A 23,659-nucleotide genomic window follows, 5' to 3' on the forward strand; every position below is an offset into this window, starting at 1 on the left:
ATCACGAACGGGAAAGACGACCATCGCATGACCACCGAAATGCACGAGCTCTCGCGCCGCTTCGCGGCCCTCACCCCTGACAAGCGCCAGGTGTTCCTGGAGCGGCTGCGTGCCAGCGGCATCGGCTTCGAGGCGCTGCCCGTGGTGCCCAGGGCCGCCGCCGGCGAAGCCCCCATGGCCTATGCCCAGCGGCCCCTGTGGCTCGCCTGGCAGCGCGATCCCGCCTCGCCCGCCTACAACCTCGCCGGCCGCATCGCGCTGCCCGGCTCGCCGGATGCCGCCGCGGTGCACCGCGCCCTGGCCACGCTGGTGGCGCGCCACGCCGCGCTGCACACCTGCTTCGGCTGCGACGCGCAGGACCAGCCGGTGCAGCGGGAGGACCCGCAGCAGCGCTTCGGCTGGTCGGTGCGCGAATGGAGCATGCCGCGCGACCAGGCGCAGCAGGCCCTGGCCGCGCAGGCACAGGCCTTCGCCATGGAACCCTTCGACCTGGAGCGCGGCCCCGTCTTCCGCGCCTGCCTGCACGTCTTCCCCGAAGGCGCGCCCGAGCTGGTGCTCTGCGTGCACCACATCGCGGCCGACGGGCAGTCCATCGGGCTGCTGCTGTCCGAATTGCGCGCGCTGCTCGCCGCACCGGGCGAAGCGGCGCCAGCCCCGGCGGCGCCGGGCGCGGCAGCGCTGGGCTATGCGGATTACGCCGCCTGGCAGCGCCACTGGATGGAAGCCGGGGAGCTGCAGCGCCAGATCGGCCACTGGCGCGAACGCCTGCGCGACGCGCCGCTGGCGACCGCGCTGCCGCTGGACCGGCCGCGCACCGCCCGGCGCGGCACGCAGGGCGGCATGGTCCATGCGGTGCTGGACGAGTCCGTGTCCGCCTCGCTGCGCGCGCTGGGCCGCGCGCATGCGGCCTCGCCCTACCTGGTGTGCCTGTCCCTGCTCGGGCTGCTGCTGCACCGCCTGGGCGGCCAGGACGACCTGTGCATCGGCGTGCCCACCACCACGCGCGACCGGCCCGAACTGGCCGGCGTGGTGGGGCATTTCACCAACGTGCTGGTGCTGCGGCTGCAGGCCGACCGGGCCTGGACCTTCGCGCGGTGGCTGGAGCACGTGCGCGACCGCTTCGTCGAGGCCAAGGCGCACCAGGAAGTGCCGCTGGACATGCTGGTGGATGCGCTCCCGGTGCCGCGCGTACCCGGCCTGCATCCGCTGTTCCAGGTCAAGTCCACCCAGCAGCAGGCCGCCCCGCGCGGGGCGCGGCAGCCGGCCGCGGCGGCCGGAAGCATCCCGGTGGACGAGGTGCATTTCGACCTGAGCGTGGATGTGCTGGACGATGGCGACACCCTCTCGTTCGGCATCGCCTACGCGGCCGACCTGTTCGACCACGGCACCATCCTGCGCCTGGCCGACGGGCTGCGCCTGCTGGCGCGGCAGGCGGCCGACGGCGGCATCCCGGCCATCGGCCAGGCGGCCCTGCCGCCCGTGCCGGAGCTGCGCGGCGAAAACACCGCATGGCCCTGCGCCACCGTGCTGGACGCCTTCGCCGCCGCCGCGCGGCGCGATCCCGCGGCCCCGGCCATCGCCGCGGGCGGCCGCACGATCGCCTACGCGGAACTCGACCGCGCGAGCGCCGCATGGGCGCAGCGCCTGCAGGCCCACGGCATCCGCGCGGAAGACCGCGTGGCCGTGTGCCTGGAGCGCGGCCCCGAATTCGTGCTGGCCTGGCTCGCGGCGATGCGGGCGGGGGCCGTCTGCGTGCCGCTGGACCCGGCGCTGCCGCGCACCCGGCGCGACGAGCTGCTGCGCGATTGCGGCGCCGTCCTGCTGATCGGCGATTTCCCGCATCCCCCGGAAGGCGTGCCGCGGTGGCGCGTGGATTTCGGTGCGTCCGGCACGGCGGACACCGAGCCGCCACCTTCGATCCGCCCGCTGGACCCCTCGCAGGGCGCCTACATGATCTACACCTCCGGCTCCACCGGGCGGCCCAAGGGCGTGGTCGTGCCCCACGGCGCGCTGGCGAACTACGCCCAGGGCGTGCTCCAGCGCCTGGATGCGGGCCCGGGCCGCTGCTTCGCGATGGTCTCCACCGTGGGCGCGGACCTGGGGCATACCGCGCTCTTCGGCGCGCTGTGCTCGGGCGGCTGCCTCTACCTGCCTTCCCCGGCCGAGGCGTTCGATCCGGATGCGTTCGCGGCCGGCATGGAGCGCTGCGGCGCCGACGTGCTGAAGATCGTCCCCAGCCACCTGCGCGGCCTGCTGAATGCGCGCCACCCCGCCGCGGCGCTGCCGCGCCATACCCTGGTGCTGGGCGGCGAGACGGCCGACGATGAACTGCTGCGCACCGTGCGCGCGCTGCGCCCGGGCCTGCGCATCCTCAACCACTACGGCCCCACCGAAACCACGGTGGGCGTGCTCACCCATGCCGCCGCGCCGCCGGACGAGGGCCCGCGCGGGTTCACCGCGCTGCCGCTGGGCCGGCCCCTGCCGGGCATCCGGGCCCACGTGCTGGACGCCCGCCTGGAGCCCGTGCAGCCCGGCATGCCCGGCGAGCTGTACCTGGCCGGGCGCGGGCTCGCGCGCGGCTATGCCGGCCGGCCCGGCACCACGGCGGAACGGTTCGTCGCCTCGCCCTTCGAGGCCGGCGCGCGCCTCTACCGCACGGGCGACCGCGTGCGGCTGCGCGGCGACGGGGTGCTGGAATTCCTCGGTCGCGCGGACGACCAGGTCAAGATCCGCGGATGGCGCGTGGAGCCCGCGGAGGTCGCCCAGCGCCTGCGCGAGTGCGCCGGCGTGGCCCATGCGGTGGTGGTCGCGCGGGCCCGCGAAACCGATGGCGCCATGGCGCTGCATGCCTATGTGGTGCCCGCCGATGCCCATGTGCTGGCCGATCCCGGCGCGCTGGCGGCGCAACTGCTCGCGCAGTTGCAGGCGCAGTTGCAGGCGGCGCTGCCGGCCTGGATGGTGCCGGACCACATCCTGCCCATCGCCGCGCTGCCGCTCACGCCCAACGGCAAGCTCGACCGCCGTGCCCTGCCGCTGCCCGCCGCCGCGCCCGAAGAGGCCGCCCGCGGAGCGCCCCCGCGCGGCCCCCTGGAAGAAGCGATCGCGAAGGTGTGGAGCGAGGTGCTGCGCGTCGATCACGTCGGCCGCGACGACAGCTTCCACGCGCTCGGCGGCGATTCCATCCTGTGCCTGAAGCTGGTCGCCCGCCTGCGCAGGCAGGTGCCGGGCGGCGCGCAGGCGAGCCTGGCCGATGTCATGCAGTCGCCCACGCTCGCGCACCTGGCGCAGCGGCTGCGCGAACGCTTCGAGGGCGCGCACGACGCGGTCTGCCTGCAGGACGAAGGCAGCGGCGTGCCGCTCTACTGCCTGCCCGGCATGGTGGTGAACACGCGCGAGTTCCTGCCGCTGGCCGAGGCGCTGCGTGGGGAGCGCGCCGTGCACGCCTTCGTGAGCCACGTGTACACGCGGCAGCGCTGGCGCGGGTTCGCGGTGGAGGCCCTCGCGGCCGAGTACGCGGACTTCATCGCGGCCACCGCCGCGGGCGGGCGGTGCGCCCTGCTGGGCTGGTCCTCCGGCGGCGACCTGGCCGTCGAGACCGCACGGCGCCTGCAGGGCCGCGTGGAGGTCGCCTTCACCGCGCTGGTGGACGTGCACCGCACGGAGCCCCTGCGCGCCGGCCGGCCGCTGTCCGCGGCCGAGCGCGCGCAGGCGCAGGCCCGGCTGGACGCCTGGCTGGCCGCCTCCACCATGGCCGACCGCTGGCGCGGGCTGCTGGAGCGCATGCATGCCGACGAACGCGACGGCGTGCTGCAGCAACTGCTCGATGCCCCGCAGCCCCTGCCGCTGGACGGCGAAGGCGAGGACAGCCACGAATACCTGCTCTGGACCACGCTCGACAAGCGCGTGCAGGCCTGCCGGCACACGCCCGCCTGCGACGGCCTGCCGGTCCACCTCTTCCAGGCGGGCCGCTCGGTGGAAGAGGGCGGGGCGCTGCGCGACTGGTCCGCGATCGCGGACGTGCGCGGCGTGCAGGTCGTGGAAGGCGCGGGCCACCTGGACATCATCCGCCAGCCCGCCTTCATCGGGGCCCTGCGCGAGGCGCTGCGCGCGGCCGACCGCGCCCCGCGCGCATGAAACAAAAGCAGGCGCCCGAAAGCGCCTGCCGGCCTTACCAGCGGTACGTGGCCGTGGCCACCACCCGGCGCGGATCGCCGTAGTAGCAGTTGCCGTACTGGTCGCAGTTGCCGATGTACGTCTTGTCGCCCAGGTTGCGCACGTTCAGCGCGAAGGTCCAGCGGTCGATGTCGTAGCCGATCATCGCGTCGAACACGGTGAAGGACGGCACCTTCGCCGGCGCGGCGTCCAGGTCGCCGTGGTTGGAGCCGGTGTAGCGCGCGCCCAGGCCCACCTTGATGCGGTTCGCGAACCGGTAGTCCACCCACAGCGCCGCGGCGTTGCGCGACACCGCCGTGAGCGGCTTGCCGATCTCGCGGCCCGTGCTGCTGGCCGTGATCTTCGCCGTGGGCGTGTAGGTGTAGGAGCCCACCACGTTCAGGCGCGGCATCAGCTCGGCCGAGGCTTCCAGCTCCAGGCCGCGCACCTGGATCTCGCCGGTCTGGCGCGGCACGAAGTTGTCGTCCGCGGTCAGGTAGTTCTTGCGGCGCAGGTCGAAAATGGCGGCGCTGTAGCGCTGCTTGCCGCCCTCGGGCTGGTAGCGCACGCCGGCCTCGTACTGGCGGCCGGTCTCGGGCTTGAACGGCTGGCCCGTGGCCGGGTTGCGCATGGCCGTGGGCACGAACGATTCGGTATAGCTCACGTACGGCGCCCAGCCGCTCTCGGCCAGGTAGGTCAGGCCCGCGCGCTTCGTCGCCTTGTGTTCCGACACCCTGGTCCGGCTGCCGTCCAGCCGGCTGTCCGCATCGCTGGTGGCGCGGTCGTAGCGCGCGCCCAGCGTGAGCACCCAGCGGTCGCGCCACTTGATCTGGTCCTGCAGATAGAAGCCGGTCTGCGCGAGCGTGGCGACGCCGTCATACCACGGCGCGGGCAGCTGCACCGCGCCGCCATACACGGGGTTGTAGATGTCGAGCGGGCTCGCGGAGCCGCCGCTATAGCTGACCTGGTCGATGCGGGTGCGCTGGTATTCCAGCCCGGCCAGCACGGTGTGCTGCACGTCGCCCGAGCGCAGGCGCGCTTCCAGCTGGTTGTCGAGGTTCAGCGCGTGGATGCGCTCGTTGCTGCCCGACACCGTGCGCCGCAGCGTGGAGAAATTCGCCGGATCGCGCGGGTTCGCCGGGTTCACGGTGATGAAGTTGCGGCCCTGCACCGCGGTGTAATCCACCTCGAGGCGGCCGTAGCGCGCGTTCTGCCGCACGGTGAAGGCATCATCGATGCGGTGCTCGAACAGGTAGCCGATCATCGCGGTGTCCATGTCGAAGCGGTTGTAGCCCGGCTCCCCGGCGAACAGGTCGCTCGGGATGGTGGTGCCGATGGCCGTCGGCACCAGCGAACCCACGGCCGGCCGCGTGCGCGAGTACACCCCGGCGCGGGTGCGGCCGAACTGCGACAGCACGGTCAGGCTGGTGTCGCCGGAGGGCTTCCAGGTGAAGGCCGGGGCGATGAAGGTGCGGTCGTCCTTCATGTCGCCCGCCGGCAGCTCGGCATCGCGCGTGAGCGCGGTCAGGCGGTAGAGCAGCTTGCCATCCTCGCGCAGCGGGCCGGACACGTCGGCCGCGATCTGGCGGCGCCCGTGGTCGCCGATCTGCACCTGCACCTCGCGCAGCGGCTCGGCCGTCGGGCGCTTGCTCACGGCGTTCACCAGCCCGCCCGGGCCGCTCATGCCGTACAGCACCGACGCCGGCCCGCGCAGCAGTTCGATCCGCTCGGCCCCATAGCTCTCCACGGGCCAGATGCCCCAGTTGCCGTTGTTGCGCAGCGGCATGCCGTCCAGGTAGAAGCCCGGCGAATAGGCATCGAAGCCGCGCAGCGAGATCCAGTCGTAGCGCGAGTCCGCGCCGAAGCGCGTCGGGATCACGCCCGGCGAGTAGCTGAGCGCGTCCTTCACCGTGCGCGCGCCCTGCGCCTCCATCAGGTCCGCCGGGATCACCGAGATGGACTGCGGCGTCTCGATCAGGGGGGTGTCCGTCTTGGTGGCGGTCGCGCTGCGGCGTGCCGTGTAGCCGTTCACCCGGCCCGTGGCGCTCTCCCCGGCGCCGCCGGTCACCGTGACCGTGGGCAGCGTGGTGGAGCCGGCGGAGGCCTCCTGCGCCCCCGCCAGCGGGGTGGACAGCACGGCCGCGGTGCCGAAGGCCGCGGTGATGGAAGCGTGCAGCAGGCGCTGCCGCGCAGGCCTCGCGGCGAAAACATGGCGCATCGGAAAACCCCCTTCAGAAATGGAATAGGTGCAGAAGTGTGCAATGCATGCGAATTGTAATGAGAATGTTTCTTATTAACCAGTCTGCAGTTACGTTTTTCCGTGACTGCTCAGCTCCGCGGCATCCACAGGCCGTCGTAGAAGTAGTGCTCGCGCAGCAGCATCACCAGTTGCGCGCGCTTGTGCGGCAGGTCGAACTCCTTGACCTTCGCGTAGCCGGACTTGTCGAGGTTGCGGATCTGCTGATGGTGGTCGATGCGCGGCTCGCCCAGGATGCGCTGCGTGCGCGCATCGCACAGGAACAGGTAGTGCGAGATCGAGGTGAGCCAGGCGGTGGCGAAGGCCTTGCCCCGGAACGCCGGCTCCCCGACCAGCACATGCCAGCCGCGGTCGTAGTCGTGCGCGTCGTAGAAGGGCGCGATGCGGCTCTCCTTGGTCCAGTACGCCTCGAAATACGCGAACGGCTCGCCATCCAGGCTGGCGATCATCGAATGCATGTGCGGATCGCGGGCTATCCCCTCCAGGTAGGCGCGGTGCTTCTGCAGGTCGCCTTCTTCTTCCCAGATCACCGCCACGTCGGGGTCGTTCATCCAGCGGTTGAAGCGCGGCAGGTCTTCGTCGATCTCCAGGCTGCGGAAGGTGAACGTGCGCCCGAGCCACGGGATATAGCGCTGGTAGAGCAGCCCGTGCGGCTTCGGCGCGCGGCGAGGGTGGTAGCGGCCCTCCGTCAGCGCGAAGCGCTGCGCCATCGGCGGCGGCACCCCGGGCCGCCAGAGCCCGGGCTGCTGCCACAGCGTGTCCCGGCAGGCGCGCCAGATGCCGTCCGCCGCCGGTAGCACCACGCCCGCCTCCGCCAGCGCGGCCAGGGCCTGGGGGTCGGCAGGATGCATGGCCAGGTCCCTGCATTCCGGGTGCGCGGCAAAGGCGGCGTCCAGCGCCGCGAGCCCGTGCGCTGCCGGCGCCGGCCGGGCACCCTCCGTAGCGGGCCGGAGCACGAGGTCGCCGCCGTGCCCGGACAGCGTCCAGTGCGATGCCGTCTCCGCCGGCCCGCCCTCCACCTGCAGGGAGGCGCCGTCGATGCGCACCGCATGCGCCTGCCCGCCTGCATAGGACAGGAAAGAGGACAGGAAAGGCCGGCCGGCGGCGGCCTGGGTGTCCGCAGCAGCGGAGGAAGGGGAAGAAGTCGGGGTATGGGGCGTGGCGAATTTCACGGTCTGTCTCCTGTTCGTCCTCAAAGGTGGAATGGCGAAGCGGGCCTAGGCGCGCCCGACAGGTGCGGGGCCAGCAGCTGCAGGCCCTGGTGGAGCGCGGGGAACAGGCTGCGGTGGAAGTTGTTCCAGCGCAGCTGCAGGATCGTGTCGGCCGGGTCGATCGGCGTGCCCAGCACGTCGTAGATGACCTCGCCCGAGTCGATCCCGTCATCGACGTAGTGCAGCGACGCACCGGTCCGCAGGATCGGCGTGACCGGCTCCGTGGCCATGCGCTGCCAGTCGGTCACGCGCTCGCCGCGGGCTCCGTGCAGGGCGTCCAGCGTGGCGTGCGCGCCGCGGCGCCGGTAGGGCGACTCCAGCCGGGTGATGCCCGGGTGGATGTTCACGATGCGGCGGTGGAACGGCGCGCCGGGCTGCACCAGCGCATCCAGGATGACCAGCAGGCCGTCGAGCACCACGATGTCGGCCTCCAGCGATTCCAGCGTGCGCTGCAGCGCGGCCTCGAAAGCCTGCTTGCCGGCCGCGCGGCCCGGATCGGCCAGGGGCAGGCGGCGGTACTCCGACGGCACGGGCCGCAGCAGGTCGCGCAGCTTGCGGTCCTGGGTGGCGAGTTCGTGCGGAAAGATCCAGCGCTCGCCCGGCGTGCATGCGAAGCCGTAGCCGTTCAGCGCCGCGCGGTCCCGCGGCGATTGCGGGTCGTCGTCGAACACGATGCCTTCCAGGGAGTAGGCCTCCCCGAGCGGCGTGGTGTCGAGCGCGTGCGCCAGGTATTCGAGCGGGGAGGGCATGTAGCGCCGCCCGCCGCGGTAGTCGATGAACTGGCCGGCCTGGTCGGCGGCCGCGTTGCGCAGGGACAGTATGTAAACGAGCTTGGCCTGTGGCATGGAAGGGCAGGGGTTGGAGGTCGGAACGTTCTGGAAAAAAAGAGTGGATCGCGCAGCGCCGCGGTGGAGTGCCTGCATGCCGCTTCAGCCCGGGCCCGCCGGCTGCGCCGCGTCCGGTGCATCGGCACAGGCATCCGGCCTGCGCCCGGCCGGCGGTGCGCGGTGCCGCGGGTCCAGCGGGCAGCGGCCGCAGTAGCCTTCGCCCGGCAGGCGGTAGTACAGGCAGCACTCGCGGTGCAGCGCCACGGATTCGGTGCCCTGCGCGGTGGCCATCGCCACCACGCGGCGCGGGCGGCACAGCGGATTGGCACGCGGCCCGCCGTCGTCGGGCCATAGGGGCGCCTGCAGCAGGTCGGCGGCGTCCTGCGCGATGGCGGGCTGCTGCGGCGCGAGCCGCACCGCCTGCTCCAGCACCGCTTCCAGGTGCCGCGCCGCATTGCTCCACAGCACCTTCTGCGGCACGCGCGCCACCTGCTCCAGGGCCGCGAACAGCGGCGCCCAGTGCTGCCAGACCAGCGGCGCATAGCGCTGCGCGGCGGGGGCGCCCGGCAGTGCGGTGCCGATGCCGCCCAGGTAAATGCCACGCACCCGCCCGTCCGCGGCCAGGTCCAGGCACAGTCCCTCCAGGTCCACGGGAAACACATGCCCCAGCACGCTCGCGGCGGCGGCCACCGGCGGCACCAGCACGCCCAGGGTGTCCAGCACCCAGGCCGACGCGGCCGCGCGCAGGTCCTTCGCCGCCGGCCCCTGCAGTCCCCACACCGCGGCGGCGTACCGGCGCAGCAGGGCCTCCAGCTGTGGCGGCTCGAGCAGCCGCGCGCCCGGCCACGCGCCCCCGGGCGCGGGCCCGGCATGCAGCCGCTGCGCGAGCGGCGCGAGCGCGCCGGGAAAAAGCGGCCGCAGCACATCGATCATGGCGCGCGGCGGACGGGAAGTGAGAGGGGCGCGAAGGCGCAGTGCATTCCAGTGTGACGATCCTGCGCGCCGCTTGTTCATCCGCCTTCCGCGCGGCGGCGTGGAACCCCCTGCGCATGAACATCCCCGCGCCCGCAGCGTCTTTGGAGCAGGCGTCCCGCCTTGCAACCCAGCCCCCGACGGGCGGAAAGAGATCTTGCGCATGACTGCAGCCCCCGCTCCGCGTGCCCCGGCTTCCGAGGTGGCGCGGCTCCTCCGGCCCTTCCTCCCGTGGATCGCACTCTCCACCGTGTGCGGCCTGGCCGCCGGCATCGCCACCGTGCTGCTGCTGCGCACGGTCAACGAAGTGCTGCACAGCGACGGCGGCATGTCCGGCGGCCTGCTGTGGACCTTCGTCGCCCTGTGCGCCGCCGCGCTCTTCGGGCGCCTGGCGGCCGACGTGTCCACCAACTACGTCGGCCAGAAACTGGTGGCGCAGGTGCGCGTCGGCCTGGCCCGGAAAATCCTGTCGGCCCCCATCGACGCGCTGGAGCGCTACCGCACCCACCGGCTCATGCCCGTGCTGTCGCAGGACGTGGACATGATCAGCGACGCCGCCTTCGTGCTGTCGTCCGCGCTCATCGCCTCGGCCGTGATGCTGGGCTGCCTCGTGTACATGGCCTGGCTGTCCCTGCCGCTCTTCGGCCTCGTGGTGCTGGCCCTGGCCATCGGCGCCAGCCTGCAGGTCGTGGCGCAGACCCGGGCCGAAAAAGGCTTCTGGAAGGCCCGCGAACACGAAGACAACCTGCACAAGGCCTACCGCGCCATCAGCGAAGGCGCGAAGGAACTGCGCATGCACCGCGAGCGCCGCGCCCGCATGCTGGACGGGCAGGTGGAGCGCATCGTGGCCCAAATCCGCCAGGTCAACGGCCGCGCCATCAACACCTACGTCACCGCCACCGCCTTCGGCTCCGCGCTGTTCTTCCTGCTCATCGCCATGATCCTCGGCTGGGCCGCCTTCCAGCCCACCGAGCCGGCGGTGCTCAGCGGCTTCGCGCTGGTGCTGCTCTTCCTCAAGGGCCCCATCGACCAGATCGCCGCCACGCTGCCCCACATGGGCCGCGCCAAGGTGGCTTTCCTGCGCATCGCCGACCTGTCGGCACGCTTCGCCACGCCGGAGCCCCACCTGCACCAGGACCGCCCCGCGCCCGCCCCCGTGCTGCACGAAGGCATCTCGCTGCAGGGCGTGCGCTACGCCTTCGAGGCGCCCGCCGACGGCGGCGAGCCCTTCGCGCTCGGCCCCGTGGACCTGGAGCTGCGCCGCGGCGAAATGGTCTTCATCGTGGGCGACAACGGCTCGGGCAAGACCACCCTCATCAAGCTGCTGCTGGGCCTGTATGCCCCGCAGGAGGGCGAAGTGCTGATCGACGGCGTGGCCGTCACCGCCGAGTCGCGCGACGACTACCGCCAGCTCTTCACCACCGTGCTCTCGGACTTCTACCTCTTCGAGGACCTGGCCGGTGCCGGGGAGGGCGGGGCGGGCATGGCGGCCCTGCCCGAGGCAGCGCGCCCCTACCTGGAGCGCCTGGAGATCGCCCACAAGGTGAGCATCCGGGACGGCGCCTTCAGCACCGTCGATCTGTCCACCGGCCAGCGCAAGCGCCTCGCGCTGGTGCATGCCTACCTCGAGGGCCGCCCGGTCATGGTGTTCGACGAATGGGCCGCGGACCAGGACCCGGCCTTCCGCCACCTCTTCTACACCGAACTGCTGCCCGAACTGCGCGCCAAAGGGCACCTGCTGGTCGTGATCTCGCACGACGACCGCTACTTCCACCTGGCCGACCGCGTCGTCCACATGAGCGCGGGCCGCATCGCCGACAACCGCGTGCGCGCCGGCCGCGAAACCCTGGCCGCCTGACCGTCCGAATCCCGGTGCGGCCGCGAGCCGGCCGGCCCGTCCCTTTTTCAAAGGAGTTGTCATCCCATGCAGCACATCCATGACCTGATCGGTATCGGCTTCGGTCCCTCCAACGTGGGGCTGGCCATCGCGCTCGAAGAGCACCGCGGCACCCACGGCCGCGCGCCGCAGGCCTTCTTCATCGAGCGCCAGCCGGCCTTCGCGTGGCACCCCAACATGCTGCTGGACCACGCGCACATGCAGATCTCCTTCCTCAAAGACCTCGCCACGCTGCGCAATCCGCAAAGCCGCTTCACCTTCCTCAACTACCTGCACGAGCAGGGCCGGCTGCAGGACTTCATCAACCTCAAGAGCTTCTATCCCAGCCGCCACGAATTCAACGACTACCTGGGCTGGGCCGCGCGCCAGTTCGAGGGCCAGTGCGCCTACGGCGAAGAGGTGTTCGAGGTCCTGCCGGAGCACGGCCCGGACGGCGCCGTCGAGCAGCTGCGCGTGCGCTCGCGCAACGCGGCCGGCCGCGTGCAGGAGCGCCTGGCGCGCCACCTCATCGTCGGCGTGGGCGGCACCGCGCGCATTCCCGAGGTGTTCCGGGGCCTGCAGGGCGACCCGCGCGTCTTCCACTCGAGCACCTACCTGCGCGACATCGCGCGCCAGGGCGCGGCGCGCAGCATCGCCCTGATCGGGGCCGGGCAGAGCGCCGCGGAAATCTTCATGGACCTGCAGGGCCGCGCCCATGCACCCGAGGTGGACTGGGCCATGCGCGCCCGCGCCATCCGCCCCTCCGACGACAGCCCCTTCGTCAACGAAATCTTCAACGCCGACTTCACCGACTACATGTTCGGCCGCTCCGCCCCGGAGCGCGAATCGCTGCTGCGCGAATACGCCCACACCAACTACGCCGTGGCCGACCTCGAACTGATCCAGCAGGTCTTCAAGACCTTCTACGAACAGCGCGTGACCGGCGGCCGGCGCCTGCGCATGCTGCGCCAGCACGAAGTGCGGGCCGCCCGCGCCGATGCCTCCGGCGTGTACCTCACCTTCCACGACCGCGAATCGGGCGAGGAAAGCACCGTGCGCTACGACGCCGCCGTGCTGGCCACCGGCTACGAACGCGCCGCCCACCGCGACGTGCTCGCGCCGCTGGCCCCGTACCTGGGCGACTTCACCGTGGACCGCCACTACCGGGTGCAGGCGGCCCCGGGCTTCCGGCCCGCGATCTTCCTGCAGGGTGCCTGCGAATCCAGCCACGGCCTGAGCGACACGCTGCTGTCCGTCACCGCCGTCCGCACCGGAGAAATCGGGCAGGTGCTCGCCGCCGCCCTGCCTCCCGCCCGCGAGCCGCTGCGCGCGCGCGGCCCGGACGCCCCGGCGCGCGGCAACGCGGGAGACTTCGAGCGGGAGACACAGCGCCTGCATGTGGCCTGAGGCCCCGCCGCGTCCGGGCCCGTCCCTGCCGTGCCTGGCGGGCCAGGCCGCCGCGCCCGTCCCGCCATGCGGACAATCCGGGCCATGCCGCCATCGTCGATGACCCCGCCCGTTCCGTGGCCCCTGCCGCCAGAAGTGCTCCCTCACATCCGTGCCTGGCGTGTCCCGCTCCAACTGGATGCGCCCATCCCCGCGGATGACTGGGCCGTGCTCTCCCCCGCCGAGGCCGAACGCGCTGCGCGCCTGCGCCAGCCCGCCGACCGCGTGCGCTCCGCCTGCACGCGCGCCGCGCTGCGCCGCCTGCTGGGCGAGCGCATCGGCGTCGCCCCGCGGGACGTGCCCCTGGCGGCCGGCACCCACGGCCGGCCGGCGCTGGTGGGATGGGAAGGGCTGGACTTCAACGTCTCGCACTCCGGCGCATACGCGCTCATCGCCCTGGCGGAAGGCCCCTGGGCCGTGGGCGTGGACGTGGAGCGCTGCGATGCCTTCGGCGCGCACGGCCTCGCGGACCCGGCCGCGCTCGAATCCCTGGTCCTGTCCGCCCGCGAGCGGGCCGCGCCGCCCGCCGCGCGGCCGGATTTCCCCACCTTGTGGACCGTGAAGGAAGCGGTCCTCAAATGCCTGGGCCTCGGCGTGGCCGAGCACCTGCCGCACGTCTGCGTGGAGCGGCGGGAAGCCGGCGGGGTGGGGGGCGAGGATGGGGCAGGCCTGGGCGTGGTACTGGAGGGCCCGCTGCACGGCCCGGCCGTACAGGCCTGCGTGCTCGCCGCGCCGCCTGGCTACGCCGCCGCCCTGGCCTGGGCCGCGGCGGCATAGGCCCGCACCGCCGGCCGGGCACGCCGTTTGCCGCATGCCGGGCAGGAGCCTCCCGCTTCGGGCCAGGCCTTGCCCGCCGTGCCGGGGGAGGGGAGGCGTATCGGCAAATTTGCAGCAAGGAGCGACCATGCCCGCCACGAATTCCCGCACCCCCTGGCCTTTCCCGACCGCCGACGCCCATCCCTCTCCCGCCCCTGGCACCAGCACGGACAGCCCAGCCGGCGGACTGCAGGTACAGGCCGTCGAGGAAGACACGCTCGACAGCGCCGTGGAAGAGACCTTCCCCGCGAGCGATCCCGTGTCCGTCGTCAGCACCAAGTCCGTTCCCGCCGACGAGGGGGCCGCGGAAGACCCGAAGGCGACGAAGCGTTGACACCGGCGCCGGCACCCGCACCGGGACCGGGACCGGGACCGAAACCGGCTCCGGCAGTCGCCGGACCGCCCGGCCCGGCCGCACGGATCCGATGAACCCACAACAGCCTGCGGCCCTGCTGCCCTTCGGCATCCTGATGGTCCTGTGGATCGCCGCGGGCGCGGCGGACTGGTGGTGCCACCGGCGCACGCGCATCGAAGCGACCAGCACCGGCTTCGCGGAATCGGCCTTCCACTGGGCGCTGTTCCTGCAGATGGGCGCCGCCGTCCTGGCGGCCCTGCTGTTCGAGCCCACGGCCGGGCTCGTGGCCTTCCTGCTGGCCATGTGGCTGCTGCACGAGGCCGCCACCTGGCTGGAGCTGCGCATGGTCGCGCCCGCGCGCACCATCACCCCGCTGGAGCAGATGGTCCACAGCTTTATGGAAATCCTGCCCCTGGCGGGCATCCTGCTGCTCTGCCAGCCGGCGCTGGAGGCGTGGCTGGCGGTGCCGGAGGAGGGCACCAGGGGCACGGCGCTGGACTGGCGCTGGCGGATGCGTTCGGAGCTGCCGCCCTGGCCTGTGCTCGGGGGCTTCGCCGTGGCCATCGCGCTGTGCAATGGGCTGCTGCTGGCCGAAGAAAGCTGGCGGTGCTGGCGTGCGGTGCGGGCGGGTGGCCGTGCGCGCGCCCTGCGGGACTAGCTCTCCGAAGCCAGGGCCACGCCGGGCGCAGCGCCCGAAAAACCGCCACGGGAGCGCGGAAAACCCGGTCCAGGTCACGAAGCCTGGCGGCATGGTGAATTTGCAGCGGCGGCTGCATACGGGGCGAACCTATATCCAAATGTTTTACAGCGACAAAGTTGTTTTAATTCGAACACCTACCTGCGGCCTGTAGAGTGCGGACTGCGCCGTGCTCAACAAGACCCTGCGCGAATTTCTCGAATCCAGAATGCAGCAGACGACTGGCTCGATTATCGAGCCCGTCGTGCGCGGTGCTCTCCGGGAGTTCCTGGTATTCAATCTGTACTTCACCAGAGGCAGGGTATGCAAAGCCGTTTCATCGGTTGGTCGGAGCAAGTGCTCGATGTGAACGATATACAGGGAGTCTTGAGGGATATTGACCGATACGGGTTTGCCATCGTCCGCGACGAATGGCGGTTCGATGCTTCAGACTTCGAGCGCATGGCCGAACTCTATTGCCTCGGCCCCATGTACCAGTCCGAATTCAACCGCCGCATGCATACGGAAGGCATGTCCACGCGCGGCGTGAACCAGGTCGGTGGCTTGGCGAGCGGGCAGCATGATGTGTTCAATGGAACGGCAGGCGCGGCCTTGCACACCGATGGCTCCTACCTGCCGATCGGCACGATCAAGACGTCGATCCTGCTTTGCAGGCAGCACGCGGCTTCCGGTGGCGAATCGATACTGTTCGACAGCCTGTCGGCATTCCAGGCCCTGTCCCGCCATGATCCAGGGCTTGCCCAAAGCCTGCTGGCCCCCAAGGTGTTCCGGCGCAGATCGACCGATCCACGCCTGGATCAACAATACGAACACATCGGGCCGGTGTTTCACACCGGAGAAAACGGTCAAATGGCGAGCGGCTTCACCCTCGACGTGACCGCGGACTGGGACTATTCCCGCCGCGCCGACCCCCGGGTGATCGACGCCGTGGCTTACCTGAAACATCTTGCCGAGCCAGGCAGTGGATATACGCTGAGCTTCACCCTGCAAAGAGGGCAGGCATTGGTCATGCGCAATGACCAGCTTTCACATGGGCGAAACGCCTACATCGATGATCCGGCCCACCCCCGCGTCCTGCTGCGAGGCCTGTTCCTCTCCGCTCCACGCGCCATGCAGGAAGCGCTCCCGGCCGCTCCCATTCACCAGTCCGTGCATCCAGCACAGTGCAGATGACGGATACCACGGGATACGTGCCGGCATCCTGGTGGTCTTCATGGATGTCCTGTGGCGAGAGCGAGCTTGCCACGCGCATCCGGAGTGATATCGAGGAATACGCGGTCGGCCATGACCTGGCATCGGCCATCGTCGCATTCGTGCACGAATACCGCGCCGGCGGGAAGAACTGGAGCCGCACAGGGCTGCGCGGAGACGAGGCACTGGCGCCCATGCGGGCCCTCGCGGAGCGCTCGCCCGGGATATTCGAACTCATGCGTGCCCAGGTCGCACAGGCCGAGCACAACAAATGGCTGGGCGGCAGCCTGCCCGAAGACGTCGCCACCGCGCAGAAGCAATATACGAAATTCGCCATTGTTTCGACGCCGCGCTCCGGCACGCATCTCCTGCGGACGCTGCTCGGCTCACATCCGTGCATCGAGATGCACGGCGAGGCATTCAACCGGTTCGGCCAGCACCTGCTTCCGTATGCACAGGAAACCACCGCGCAGCACATCCTCGACCGGCATCTGTTCCGGCCGTACTTCGAATACGTGGAAGCCGTGGGTTTCGTGCTTTTCCGGGATCTCGACACCGAATGGGCTGGTGCAAACATATGGGAGTCCCTGGTGGGCCTGCAGGACCTGAAGATCATCCTGCTGGATCGACGCAACCGGCTCGAGCGCCTGGTGTCGCTGAAGAAAAGCCTGCGGGACCAGATCTGGTATGTCGGTCGCGACGACAGGAGGCACAGGCAGGAAATCAGGCTGACCATCCCACCAGCGGAACTCATCGAATTCATCGACCAGGATCTTGCCAATCGGGCCGAATTCCTCGACTGCTTCAGCCGCCACGAAATCCTCACCGTCGAATACGAAGACCTGCTCGAAAATCCCGGGCCCGTGCATGCGCAATTGATCGATTTTCTCGGGGTGTCGGCCGCGAGGCTCGTCCCCGGAACAGGAAAAAAAGAAACATCGTCGATGGCATCGGCGATCGAGAACATAGACCAGTTGAAATCCGAACTTCAGGGGACGCCGTATGCACGCCATGTCTAGATTCCGCGGTTACTGGCCGCCTTATACCCCCATGGGCTGCGATGACCATCGGCCAAAGATCGTGCGGGGCGAAGGAGCCTATCTCTACGACGATGCAGGGCGGCGCTACCTGGATGGCATATCGGGCAGTTACAACCATTGCCTGGGCCATTCCCACCCGGCCCTGATCGATGCGGTCAAGCAGCAGATGGATACGCTGGTCCACGCGTGCAATATCGGTTCGAACACGGTACTGCCGGAGGCCCTCGCGGAACGGCTCATCGATGCGTCTGCACCCATGGGGCTCGCGCACATGTTCCTCGTGGGCAGCGGCAGCGAGGGGGTCGAGGCCGCGTTGAAGATGGCGTGGCAATACCAGGTCAACCGTGGGCGCCCACAGCGCACGCATGTGGTGGCCATCGATGGCGCCTATCACGGCTGCACGCTGGGGGCGATGATCGCGACGCGGCGTGCCTTCATCAACGAAGGAGCGCTGCCACTGGTCGCGGCTTGCTCGTTAACGATGCCCCCGCCACGCGGCAACGACGACCTGGCGGCATGGGAAGCACTTCTGGCCGAACATGGCTCGACCGTGGCAGCGATCATCGTCGAGCCGGTGATGGCGATCGCAGGAACACGCCAGTTCCCGGAGGGCTTCCTGCGATCGTTGTCTTCGCTCGCCAGGGCCCACGATATTCCCCTGATTTGCGACGAAGTCTATTGCGGGATCGGCCGAACCGGCGTCTTGTGCGAGTCGTTCTCCCAGGGCGCCAGCCCTGACATCGTCATTTTCAGCAAGAATCTTGGAGGCGGTTTCCCCATCACCGCCGTAATGGCCACGGCCCACATCGCGGACAGCTTCTCATCACAACCTGTCCCGCTCCTCCGGCATGGGCACACGCAGTCCGGCAATCTTCTGGGCTGTCGTGCTGCCTTGTTCATTCTGGATTATCTGCACGCACAGGACTGCTTCGAAAAAGTTCGAACGAACGGCACACGGCTGCTGCAGTGGATTCGCGAGAAGTTGCCGACAGTCGATGACACCGTTACCGCCCAAGGAAAAGGGCTGATGCTGTCGATCAGTTTCGATTCAGCCGATACCTGCAGGCGTGTGCAAAACGACGCGCGCCGGCAGGGTTTGATCGTCGGGGCTGCAGATCGGCACCTGAAGCTCGCTCCCCCTTTCACCATCGATGACTCCGGGATGGAAGAGCTGGTCCACCATCTGATCCGGGCCATAGGCAACGCGCCGCGCCATTGATTTATTGTTGTGCGAAGAAACATATGACATCGGGATATTTCTCGCTCGGGCAGATCGCCGGGGGCACGCTCCATCACACCCCTTTCAACTGGGGGGAACTGCAGAACATATGGAGTAACGATGCGCTGGCCCAGAAGCTGGCCAGCGAGTTCCCGACGGAAGGTTTCAACTTCCGCGAACGCAACGGTGGGTACTTTTACCGGCGCACCATTGTCCCCCTGGGCTCTTCCGGTGTGGACGATCCCGCAACCTTGTCCGATGCATGGCAGGCGTTGGGCAAGGAACTGGTATCTGGTGCATTCAGGTCGGCCATGGCCGCTTTCAGCGGCACGGACCTGGCAGGATTCCCGATGGAGGCCGTGGCATTCCGTGGAGGCCAGAACACGCACTACTTGCCGCATGTCGATGCATCGCTGCGCCGGGGCTTTCGCCTGATCATCTACTTCAACGCCCGCTGGGAATCCGGGTGGGGTGGACTGCTTCGTATTCTCGATCCGCGGGATCACGCCCAAGCCTGCCATACCGTCGTTCCCGTGGTGGGAAATGCCACCGTCATCATTCGCGATGGGCAGTATGAAGATACCTGGCATGAGGTCACGCGACTGTCTGCAACAGCAGGCCTGACCCGAAACACGCTCAACGTCACGTACTATGAACCAGGGACAACCCAGACAGCCCAGTAAGGCCTCCATGGTTCCCGGCCGCGGGAGAAAGATCGTCATGCTCTACGGCCCGCCTGCCGTGGGGAAATTGACCGTTGGAAAAGAACTGGCGAAGAAATTCTCCGCTGCGCTGTTTCACAACCACCTGACGCACGATATCGCGATCGTCCTGCTCGGCGACAACAGCAGTTTCGAAAGCCGGCGGCAGTTTGCATGCCGGTTGAGGCTCAATGCCATCGCGTTGTTGCTGGAGTCCGATCCTCGGGACATCATCACGACCTTCTGTTATGAGGGGCCCCATGACGACTGGTATATCGATGGGCTCAAGGCCCTGTGCGCGGAACACCAGGCGACACCGTATTTCATTCAACTGAAGGCGCATAACGATCAGCTCATGGGCCGGGTGGAAAACGCAGACCGGCGTGCGTTCAGGAAGGTCAACAGCGGTGAGCAGCTTGCCGCGATCCTGGAGCGATGCGCCTATGGGATTCCGATCCGCGCGGACAACCATCTCTGTATGGATACCTCGGATCTTTTACCCGATGAGGTTGCGGGTGAGATCACGGAGTGGCTGGCAACACCGCAGTGCCGCGGCGTTCGATCGGCGTGCGGAAGCCTCGCGGCAACACCAGAGGGAATCTTTCAGAACCCCTGACCCGAGCGGGCACCTCTCACAACCACCGCCAGCCAGCGTGTCGTCAAGATTCCAGCGGCCCGAATGCGCTCGGACACCTGCACGGTGGGTGGGCCGCAGCCCATGCCCCGGGGCCTTTGCCCCCCCGCAAGGCTCACGCTTTTATCGGTTGCAGGCGCACCCGTGCCTTGGCAGCCGATGGCTTGAAGAACGCATCCACTCCCCGGTCCAGGAAGGACGCCAGCCGCTTCATGTTGTAGCAGGCGGCCATCATCGTCATGCCCACCGTGGCGCGGGTCTGCCCGATGGTGCGTAGCAATTTGCCCCCCAAGTGCCGGATGCCGGCGAACACGTGTTCCACCTTGGCACGCTTCTTTGCGATGCGCTGGTTGCGCCGCTGCTGGCACTCGCTCAGGGGCTTGCCCGGCCGGGCCCGGCGTTGCATCGCGTCCACGAAGCCCAGCACCTTGAGTAGCTGCTGGTGTTGCCGGCTAGCGTAGGCCTTGTCCGTGTGCACGCCCCGTCCGGTGTTGTGCAGGTCCAGCACCTCGTCGAAGTGGTGTCCGTCGTGCTCGCTGGCCGTGCCCGTGGCGATCCTGCGGATGAAGCCGTGCTTGAGGTCCACGCTCACGCTCAGCTTGTAGCCGAAGTAGCTCTTGCCGTGCTTCTTCGTGTGCGTGGCATCCACATCTTTTTGCCTGCGCCGGGCGTCGCTCCAGTCCGGCTGCAGGCCCTGCTGCAAAGCCTGCCTGTCCTCCCGGTCGATGTGCTGGCGCGGCGCGGGTATCAGCGTCGCATCGATGGCCTGCCCACCCCGGGCGATATACCCATGGCGGTGCAGTTGCGCATCCACCCCCTGGAACAACGCCGTGGCGCCATCCACGCCCAGCCGCTCGCCGAAGCGCCAGATCGTGTTGCGGTCCGGCACGTTCATCGCATCCTGCAGCAGGCAAAAGCGCTGGTAGCTTGCGCGGTCCAGCAACTGGTATTCCATCTGCTCGTCCGAGAGGTTGTACAGCCGCTTCAAGACCAGGATGCGCACCATCACTTCGGTGGGATAGGCGGGCCGGCTACCCTTGCGGCTATCGCTGCGCTCGATGAGTGCATCCACCAGCCGGGCCAGCTCGGCAAAGTCGATGTGCCGAGCGATCACTTGCAGCGGATTGCCCGCTTCATCTCTCTTGCGCTGGAGCGACGCATTGGCAAATAGATCGAACTTCAAGGCGCTGCGAGGAGTGATCATTGAAGGGGGGGCGGCTCAGGTCTTGTCGGTGAACAAGGGAGTGGCGGGGTTTTGAGAGGTTCCCTTCTGGGAGCCTTTCAAAACCCCCGACAGTGAGCACTCAGTGCTCTTGTAAATCAACGAGTTACGGCGCTCCAATTTGCGAATTCGGAGGTTTTGAGAGGTTCCCTCCTGACTCACACCACTAGACATCAATGGTGATTGGTGCTAGCTTTGGTTGCGCGGCATTAGAATATCAAACGGAGGGTCAGATGGATGAGGAATTTCAAGCCATAAATTTTGGATATGCCAGCGCGCAACAGGAAGGTGTGCGAGCTCCTGGTCTACTAATAGATGGGTATTTTGATTTGCATCAAATTTCTGACGCAGCATTAAATGGCCCTGAATTCTTAGTCTTAGGATACAAGGGTTCGGGTAAATCTGCTGTATCGGAACGGTTGAGGTTGCTTCATCAAAATGAAAGTCAGATATTTCTGTCAAACATTGATCTTGGTGATTTTCCTTATACAGCATTTTCAAATATCATTCCTGGAGCTGAGGCTCCGCAGGCCAAATATCCAGCGGCTTGGTCATGGTTGCTGTTGATTCATTTGGTTGCATCACTCCAGCGTGATGCCTCTTTGGATATTCCAGATCCTACTCCTTTCGATGAGACTGTAAAGTCACTTCAAGAAATGGGGCTCATGCCGATTATGGGTCTTCCTAATTTGGTGCGGATCACCAACGAGGTCTCTATAAAAATATCAATACCTCCGTTTTTCAGTGGGGAAAGTAAAACAAAGAATGCAAAAATAGATGTTCCCTATTTCGTTGATAACCTCAAAAGATTGCTCCTCAATATTCGCACTTCCAACAGGCATGTTATTGTTCTGGATGGACTTGATGAAATTGTAACTACACAAAGTGCTCAATGGGATTCGCTTGGTGCATTAATTTATGAGGTTAATCGATTGAATGGAAGTTTTGCATTATATGGATTAAATGCGAAAATACTACTTCTATGCAGAACGGATATATTTGAACTGCTCGACGGCGCAAATAAGAATAAAATCCGACAAGATTCGGCAATTGAGATGAATTGGTATACAAATCCATCTTCACCTTCCGAGTCCCGACTGGTGAGTATTGCAAATCTTAGGGCGAAAATTGCTCTCGGAAGAAATGTAAATGTTTTGACAGAGTTTTTTCCTCCCAAACTTTTAGGCAAGAAGACATCTTTGCTCCTACTGGATAATACAAGGCATACTCCAAGGGATTTTCTGCAGCTTCTAAGAATGATTCAGAGTGCATGCAAACAAGGAGGAATTTCTGCTGATAATATAAGAAATGGAATAAGACGTTATTCAATAGAATATTTTCTCCCTGAGATAAAAGATGAACTTCAGGGTTACGTTGATTCAGGTGAAATAAAAGAATTCTTTCGTTTGGCTGGTGCATTAAGACAGAGAGATTTTTCACAGAAAGAATTGCACGCTCTGGCAGAGAAGGAGGCGTCGTCGCTTTCCCCTGAGAAAATAGATGTTGTGCTTCGCGCTCTTTTTGAGTGCAGTGGAATAGGCAACATACAAAATCTTGAGCGGGGCCAGACTCATTTCACTTTCAGATACCGAAATAGGCATGCCCCATTCAACATCCGTGAACGAATGCTTTTGCACCGTGGGCTATGGCGCGCATTTAACTTGCCTGTAGACGATAAATTTATCTCAAGGCCTTCGGATACTTGACCCCTTTCGTTGATCGGGGATCACATGCTGCGTTGCAGCCAGACATCGCGAATTAATTTCCCATAAATGCGGGATCAGTTTAGACCGCGAAGGCGCCAAATATGACGTGCGGACTGGGTCGGTCTATGTTACGTTCGGCGTCACAACTATCGAGTTACATATATGGAAATTCCTGGTGAGAAACTTGTCATCAAGCTCTGGGATACTCTTGCTGAAAAAGGGATCGGCAATCTGTTGAGGCCTTGGCAACTCCGGCGGGAGGGGCAAGCTGCCGTGGACGTTAGGCGGGCAGAGATGCTCGCCCTTGCCCAAGCTGAAATTGACGCCGCAGCCATACGGAGTGGCCAAAAAGCGCTTCTGGTAAATGGCGAACTTGTTGATCGACCTGCTTTGATTGCGCCATCAGACCATGGAATAGCGGTTAACGCTACGTCTCCTTTGCCTCTGCCTCTTCCTTATGTTGCCGAGATTGCAGATCAGAACGCCAAAGCTGAAGCCATGAGGCAAGAAGTATCGGTGGCCAAGGCAGTTCTATATGCTGAGGAGGAATTGCAGAGGGACACCACTGCACCTCCAGAGGATAGCCCTCATGACGACTGGCTTCTCAGGTGGCGCGAATGCGCAGCTGGTGTCTCGTCCGAAGAGCTGCAGCAGCTCTGGGGAAAGGTGCTTGCTGGCGAGGTGAAATCTCCTGGGCGTTTCTCGCTGAGAGCGTTGGAGTTCTTACGTAACTTATCCCAGGGTGAGGCTCAGGCCATCGAACGAATATCTCCGTTTGTGGTTTCTGGAGTTATTTACCGTGGCGAAGATTCGGTTCTGGAGGAGGAGGGTGTAAAGTTTACGGATCTACTTGCGATGCAGGAGCTTGGGGTTCTTGCCGGAGTCGAAGCATTCGGGCTCCAAGTCACATGGGAATCCGAAATTGCTGGCTCCTTCCGGAAAGTACTTACCTGCCACGGCACTTTGCTTTGGATCACAGCACCCGATGCAACCAAGGTCATTACGCTGGAGGTATGTTCGGTAACGGCTATCGGCAAACAGGTGCTCCGTCTTGGAAGCTTCTCTCCCAATGCAAAGATGCTTGAGTCGTTGGCGAAAAAAATAAAGACGCTTGGGTATGAGGTTCAATTAGGCTCGTACATAGAGGTTGGAAACAACCAGATTAAATTTTTCAATCTTCATGCTATATGAAACCCTCTTCATAGAAATGGATTGTCAAATTGATGTGCCCCCAATAGCCATACCAATCATTGGGAGAGAGGTCCAGGGTTTTGCAGGTTAACTGATCCTGCATCGATGGTGGATGGTTCGCGGTGCCTGGCTGCAAATGCGGCAGG

The 23,659-nt window shown here is 66.4% G+C and carries 18 protein-coding genes; 13 read left to right on the top strand and 5 right to left on the bottom strand.

Features of this window, described 5'->3' with window-relative positions; translation table 11 throughout:
- The first annotated feature begins 27 nt into the window (after window positions 1-27).
- Window positions 28-4,134, top strand: a complete 4,107-nt coding sequence (locus BLR99_RS18410) for a non-ribosomal peptide synthetase (protein WP_074687416.1) — start codon at window positions 28-30, stop codon at window positions 4,132-4,134.
- Between the two features lie 34 nt (window positions 4,135-4,168).
- Here BLR99_RS18410 and BLR99_RS18415 read toward each other — a convergent pair whose 3' ends face one another.
- The 4 genes from BLR99_RS18415 to fhuF all read right to left on the bottom strand — a co-directional run bounded on the left by BLR99_RS18415 (window position 4,169) and on the right by fhuF (window position 9,380).
- Window positions 4,169-6,370: a TonB-dependent siderophore receptor gene (locus BLR99_RS18415; RefSeq protein WP_074687417.1), complete on the bottom strand. Its 2,202-nt coding sequence runs from the start codon at window positions 6,368-6,370 to the stop codon at window positions 4,169-4,171.
- A gap of 110 nt (window positions 6,371-6,480) precedes the next feature.
- Entirely contained in the window at window positions 6,481-7,581 is a 1,101-nt protein-coding gene (locus BLR99_RS18420) for a GNAT family N-acetyltransferase (RefSeq protein ID WP_170838063.1), read from the bottom strand.
- Window positions 7,582-7,601: 20 nt separating this feature from the next.
- On the bottom strand, window positions 7,602-8,465 hold the full coding sequence (locus BLR99_RS18425) for a formyltransferase family protein (RefSeq protein WP_017440039.1): 864 nt from the start codon (window positions 8,463-8,465) through the stop codon (window positions 7,602-7,604).
- 84 nt (window positions 8,466-8,549) lie between these two features.
- Window positions 8,550-9,380, bottom strand: coding sequence for a siderophore-iron reductase FhuF (fhuF, locus tag BLR99_RS18430; RefSeq protein ID WP_011796766.1), 831 nt, complete (start codon window positions 9,378-9,380; stop codon window positions 8,550-8,552).
- 202 nt (window positions 9,381-9,582) lie between these two features.
- Between fhuF and BLR99_RS18435 the strand changes: the two genes are divergently transcribed.
- The 10 genes from BLR99_RS18435 to BLR99_RS18480 all read left to right on the top strand — a co-directional run bounded on the left by BLR99_RS18435 (window position 9,583) and on the right by BLR99_RS18480 (window position 19,376).
- Entirely contained in the window at window positions 9,583-11,277 is a 1,695-nt protein-coding gene (locus tag BLR99_RS18435) for a cyclic peptide export ABC transporter (RefSeq protein ID WP_011796765.1), read from the top strand.
- 66 nt (window positions 11,278-11,343) lie between these two features.
- Entirely contained in the window at window positions 11,344-12,702 is a 1,359-nt protein-coding gene (locus tag BLR99_RS18440; protein ID WP_074687418.1) for a lysine N(6)-hydroxylase/L-ornithine N(5)-oxygenase family protein, read from the top strand.
- Window positions 12,703-12,837: 135 nt separating this feature from the next.
- Window positions 12,838-13,518 (top strand): 4'-phosphopantetheinyl transferase family protein, encoded by a 681-nt coding sequence (locus BLR99_RS18445; protein WP_233427241.1) that lies wholly within the window; start codon window positions 12,838-12,840, stop codon window positions 13,516-13,518.
- A 127-nt stretch (window positions 13,519-13,645) separates the two neighbouring features.
- Complete coding sequence (locus tag BLR99_RS18450) at window positions 13,646-13,891, top strand: hypothetical protein (RefSeq protein ID WP_046060483.1); 246 nt, start codon at window positions 13,646-13,648, stop codon at window positions 13,889-13,891.
- Between the two features lie 91 nt (window positions 13,892-13,982).
- The gene (locus BLR99_RS18455; RefSeq protein ID WP_074687420.1) at window positions 13,983-14,570 is read left to right on the top strand and encodes a hypothetical protein; all 588 of its coding nucleotides are present in this window, start codon (window positions 13,983-13,985) and stop codon (window positions 14,568-14,570) included.
- 342 nt (window positions 14,571-14,912) lie between these two features.
- Window positions 14,913-15,782: a TauD/TfdA family dioxygenase gene (locus BLR99_RS18460; protein ID WP_011796760.1), complete on the top strand. Its 870-nt coding sequence runs from the start codon at window positions 14,913-14,915 to the stop codon at window positions 15,780-15,782.
- The gene (locus BLR99_RS18465; protein WP_074687421.1) at window positions 15,779-16,819 is read left to right on the top strand and encodes a sulfotransferase; all 1,041 of its coding nucleotides are present in this window, start codon (window positions 15,779-15,781) and stop codon (window positions 16,817-16,819) included. Before BLR99_RS18460 ends, BLR99_RS18465 begins: the two co-directional genes overlap by 4 nt.
- Complete coding sequence (locus BLR99_RS18470; RefSeq protein ID WP_233427242.1) at window positions 16,803-18,059, top strand: aminotransferase family protein; 1,257 nt, start codon at window positions 16,803-16,805, stop codon at window positions 18,057-18,059. The genes BLR99_RS18465 and BLR99_RS18470 overlap by 17 nt, the downstream gene beginning before the upstream one ends.
- A 23-nt stretch (window positions 18,060-18,082) precedes the next feature.
- Window positions 18,083-18,742: a 2OG-Fe(II) oxygenase gene (locus tag BLR99_RS18475; protein WP_074687423.1), complete on the top strand. Its 660-nt coding sequence runs from the start codon at window positions 18,083-18,085 to the stop codon at window positions 18,740-18,742.
- Between the two features lie 7 nt (window positions 18,743-18,749).
- The gene (locus BLR99_RS18480) at window positions 18,750-19,376 is read left to right on the top strand and encodes an AAA family ATPase (protein ID WP_074687424.1); all 627 of its coding nucleotides are present in this window, start codon (window positions 18,750-18,752) and stop codon (window positions 19,374-19,376) included.
- A 133-nt stretch (window positions 19,377-19,509) separates the two neighbouring features.
- On the opposite strand, the gene BLR99_RS18485 is transcribed toward BLR99_RS18480, so the two are convergent.
- Window positions 19,510-20,595, bottom strand: a complete 1,086-nt coding sequence (locus BLR99_RS18485) for an IS5 family transposase (RefSeq protein ID WP_074687428.1) — start codon at window positions 20,593-20,595, stop codon at window positions 19,510-19,512.
- Window positions 20,596-20,792: 197 nt separating this feature from the next.
- Between BLR99_RS18485 and BLR99_RS22775 the strand changes: the two genes are divergently transcribed.
- Together BLR99_RS22775 and BLR99_RS18490 are read left to right on the top strand one after the other, a co-directional pair.
- On the top strand, window positions 20,793-22,322 hold the full coding sequence (locus BLR99_RS22775; protein ID WP_139160180.1) for a P-loop ATPase, Sll1717 family: 1,530 nt from the start codon (window positions 20,793-20,795) through the stop codon (window positions 22,320-22,322).
- Window positions 22,323-22,484: 162 nt separating this feature from the next.
- Window positions 22,485-23,513 (top strand): DUF2806 domain-containing protein, encoded by a 1,029-nt coding sequence (locus BLR99_RS18490; RefSeq protein WP_074687425.1) that lies wholly within the window; start codon window positions 22,485-22,487, stop codon window positions 23,511-23,513.
- The last annotated feature ends 146 nt before the right edge of the window (window positions 23,514-23,659 follow it).

The sequence above is a fragment of the Paracidovorax citrulli genome, assembly GCF_900100305.1.
In the GTDB taxonomy this organism is placed as follows: domain Bacteria; phylum Pseudomonadota; class Gammaproteobacteria; order Burkholderiales; family Burkholderiaceae_C; genus Paracidovorax; species Paracidovorax citrulli.

Coding starts and splice junctions, on each gene's coding strand:
- BLR99_RS18460 (WP_011796760.1), top strand. CDS start 14,913: ATGCAAAGCCGTTTCATCGGTTGGTCGGAGCAAGTGCTCGATGTGAAC.
- BLR99_RS18440 (WP_074687418.1), top strand. CDS start 11,344: ATGCAGCACATCCATGACCTGATCGGTATCGGCTTCGGTCCCTCCAAC.
- BLR99_RS22775 (WP_139160180.1), top strand. CDS start 20,793: ATGGTGATTGGTGCTAGCTTTGGTTGCGCGGCATTAGAATATCAAACG.
- BLR99_RS18410 (WP_074687416.1), top strand. CDS start 28: ATGACCACCGAAATGCACGAGCTCTCGCGCCGCTTCGCGGCCCTCACC.
- BLR99_RS18450 (WP_046060483.1), top strand. CDS start 13,646: ATGCCCGCCACGAATTCCCGCACCCCCTGGCCTTTCCCGACCGCCGAC.
- BLR99_RS18415 (WP_074687417.1), bottom strand. CDS start 6,370: ATGCGCCATGTTTTCGCCGCGAGGCCTGCGCGGCAGCGCCTGCTGCAC.
- BLR99_RS18455 (WP_074687420.1), top strand. CDS start 13,983: ATGAACCCACAACAGCCTGCGGCCCTGCTGCCCTTCGGCATCCTGATG.
- BLR99_RS18475 (WP_074687423.1), top strand. CDS start 18,083: ATGACATCGGGATATTTCTCGCTCGGGCAGATCGCCGGGGGCACGCTC.
- BLR99_RS18470 (WP_233427242.1), top strand. CDS start 16,803: ATGCACGCCATGTCTAGATTCCGCGGTTACTGGCCGCCTTATACCCCC.
- fhuF (WP_011796766.1), bottom strand. CDS start 9,380: ATGATCGATGTGCTGCGGCCGCTTTTTCCCGGCGCGCTCGCGCCGCTC.
- BLR99_RS18490 (WP_074687425.1), top strand. CDS start 22,485: ATGGAAATTCCTGGTGAGAAACTTGTCATCAAGCTCTGGGATACTCTT.
- BLR99_RS18465 (WP_074687421.1), top strand. CDS start 15,779: ATGACGGATACCACGGGATACGTGCCGGCATCCTGGTGGTCTTCATGG.
- BLR99_RS18435 (WP_011796765.1), top strand. CDS start 9,583: ATGACTGCAGCCCCCGCTCCGCGTGCCCCGGCTTCCGAGGTGGCGCGG.
- BLR99_RS18480 (WP_074687424.1), top strand. CDS start 18,750: ATGGTTCCCGGCCGCGGGAGAAAGATCGTCATGCTCTACGGCCCGCCT.
- BLR99_RS18425 (WP_017440039.1), bottom strand. CDS start 8,465: ATGCCACAGGCCAAGCTCGTTTACATACTGTCCCTGCGCAACGCGGCC.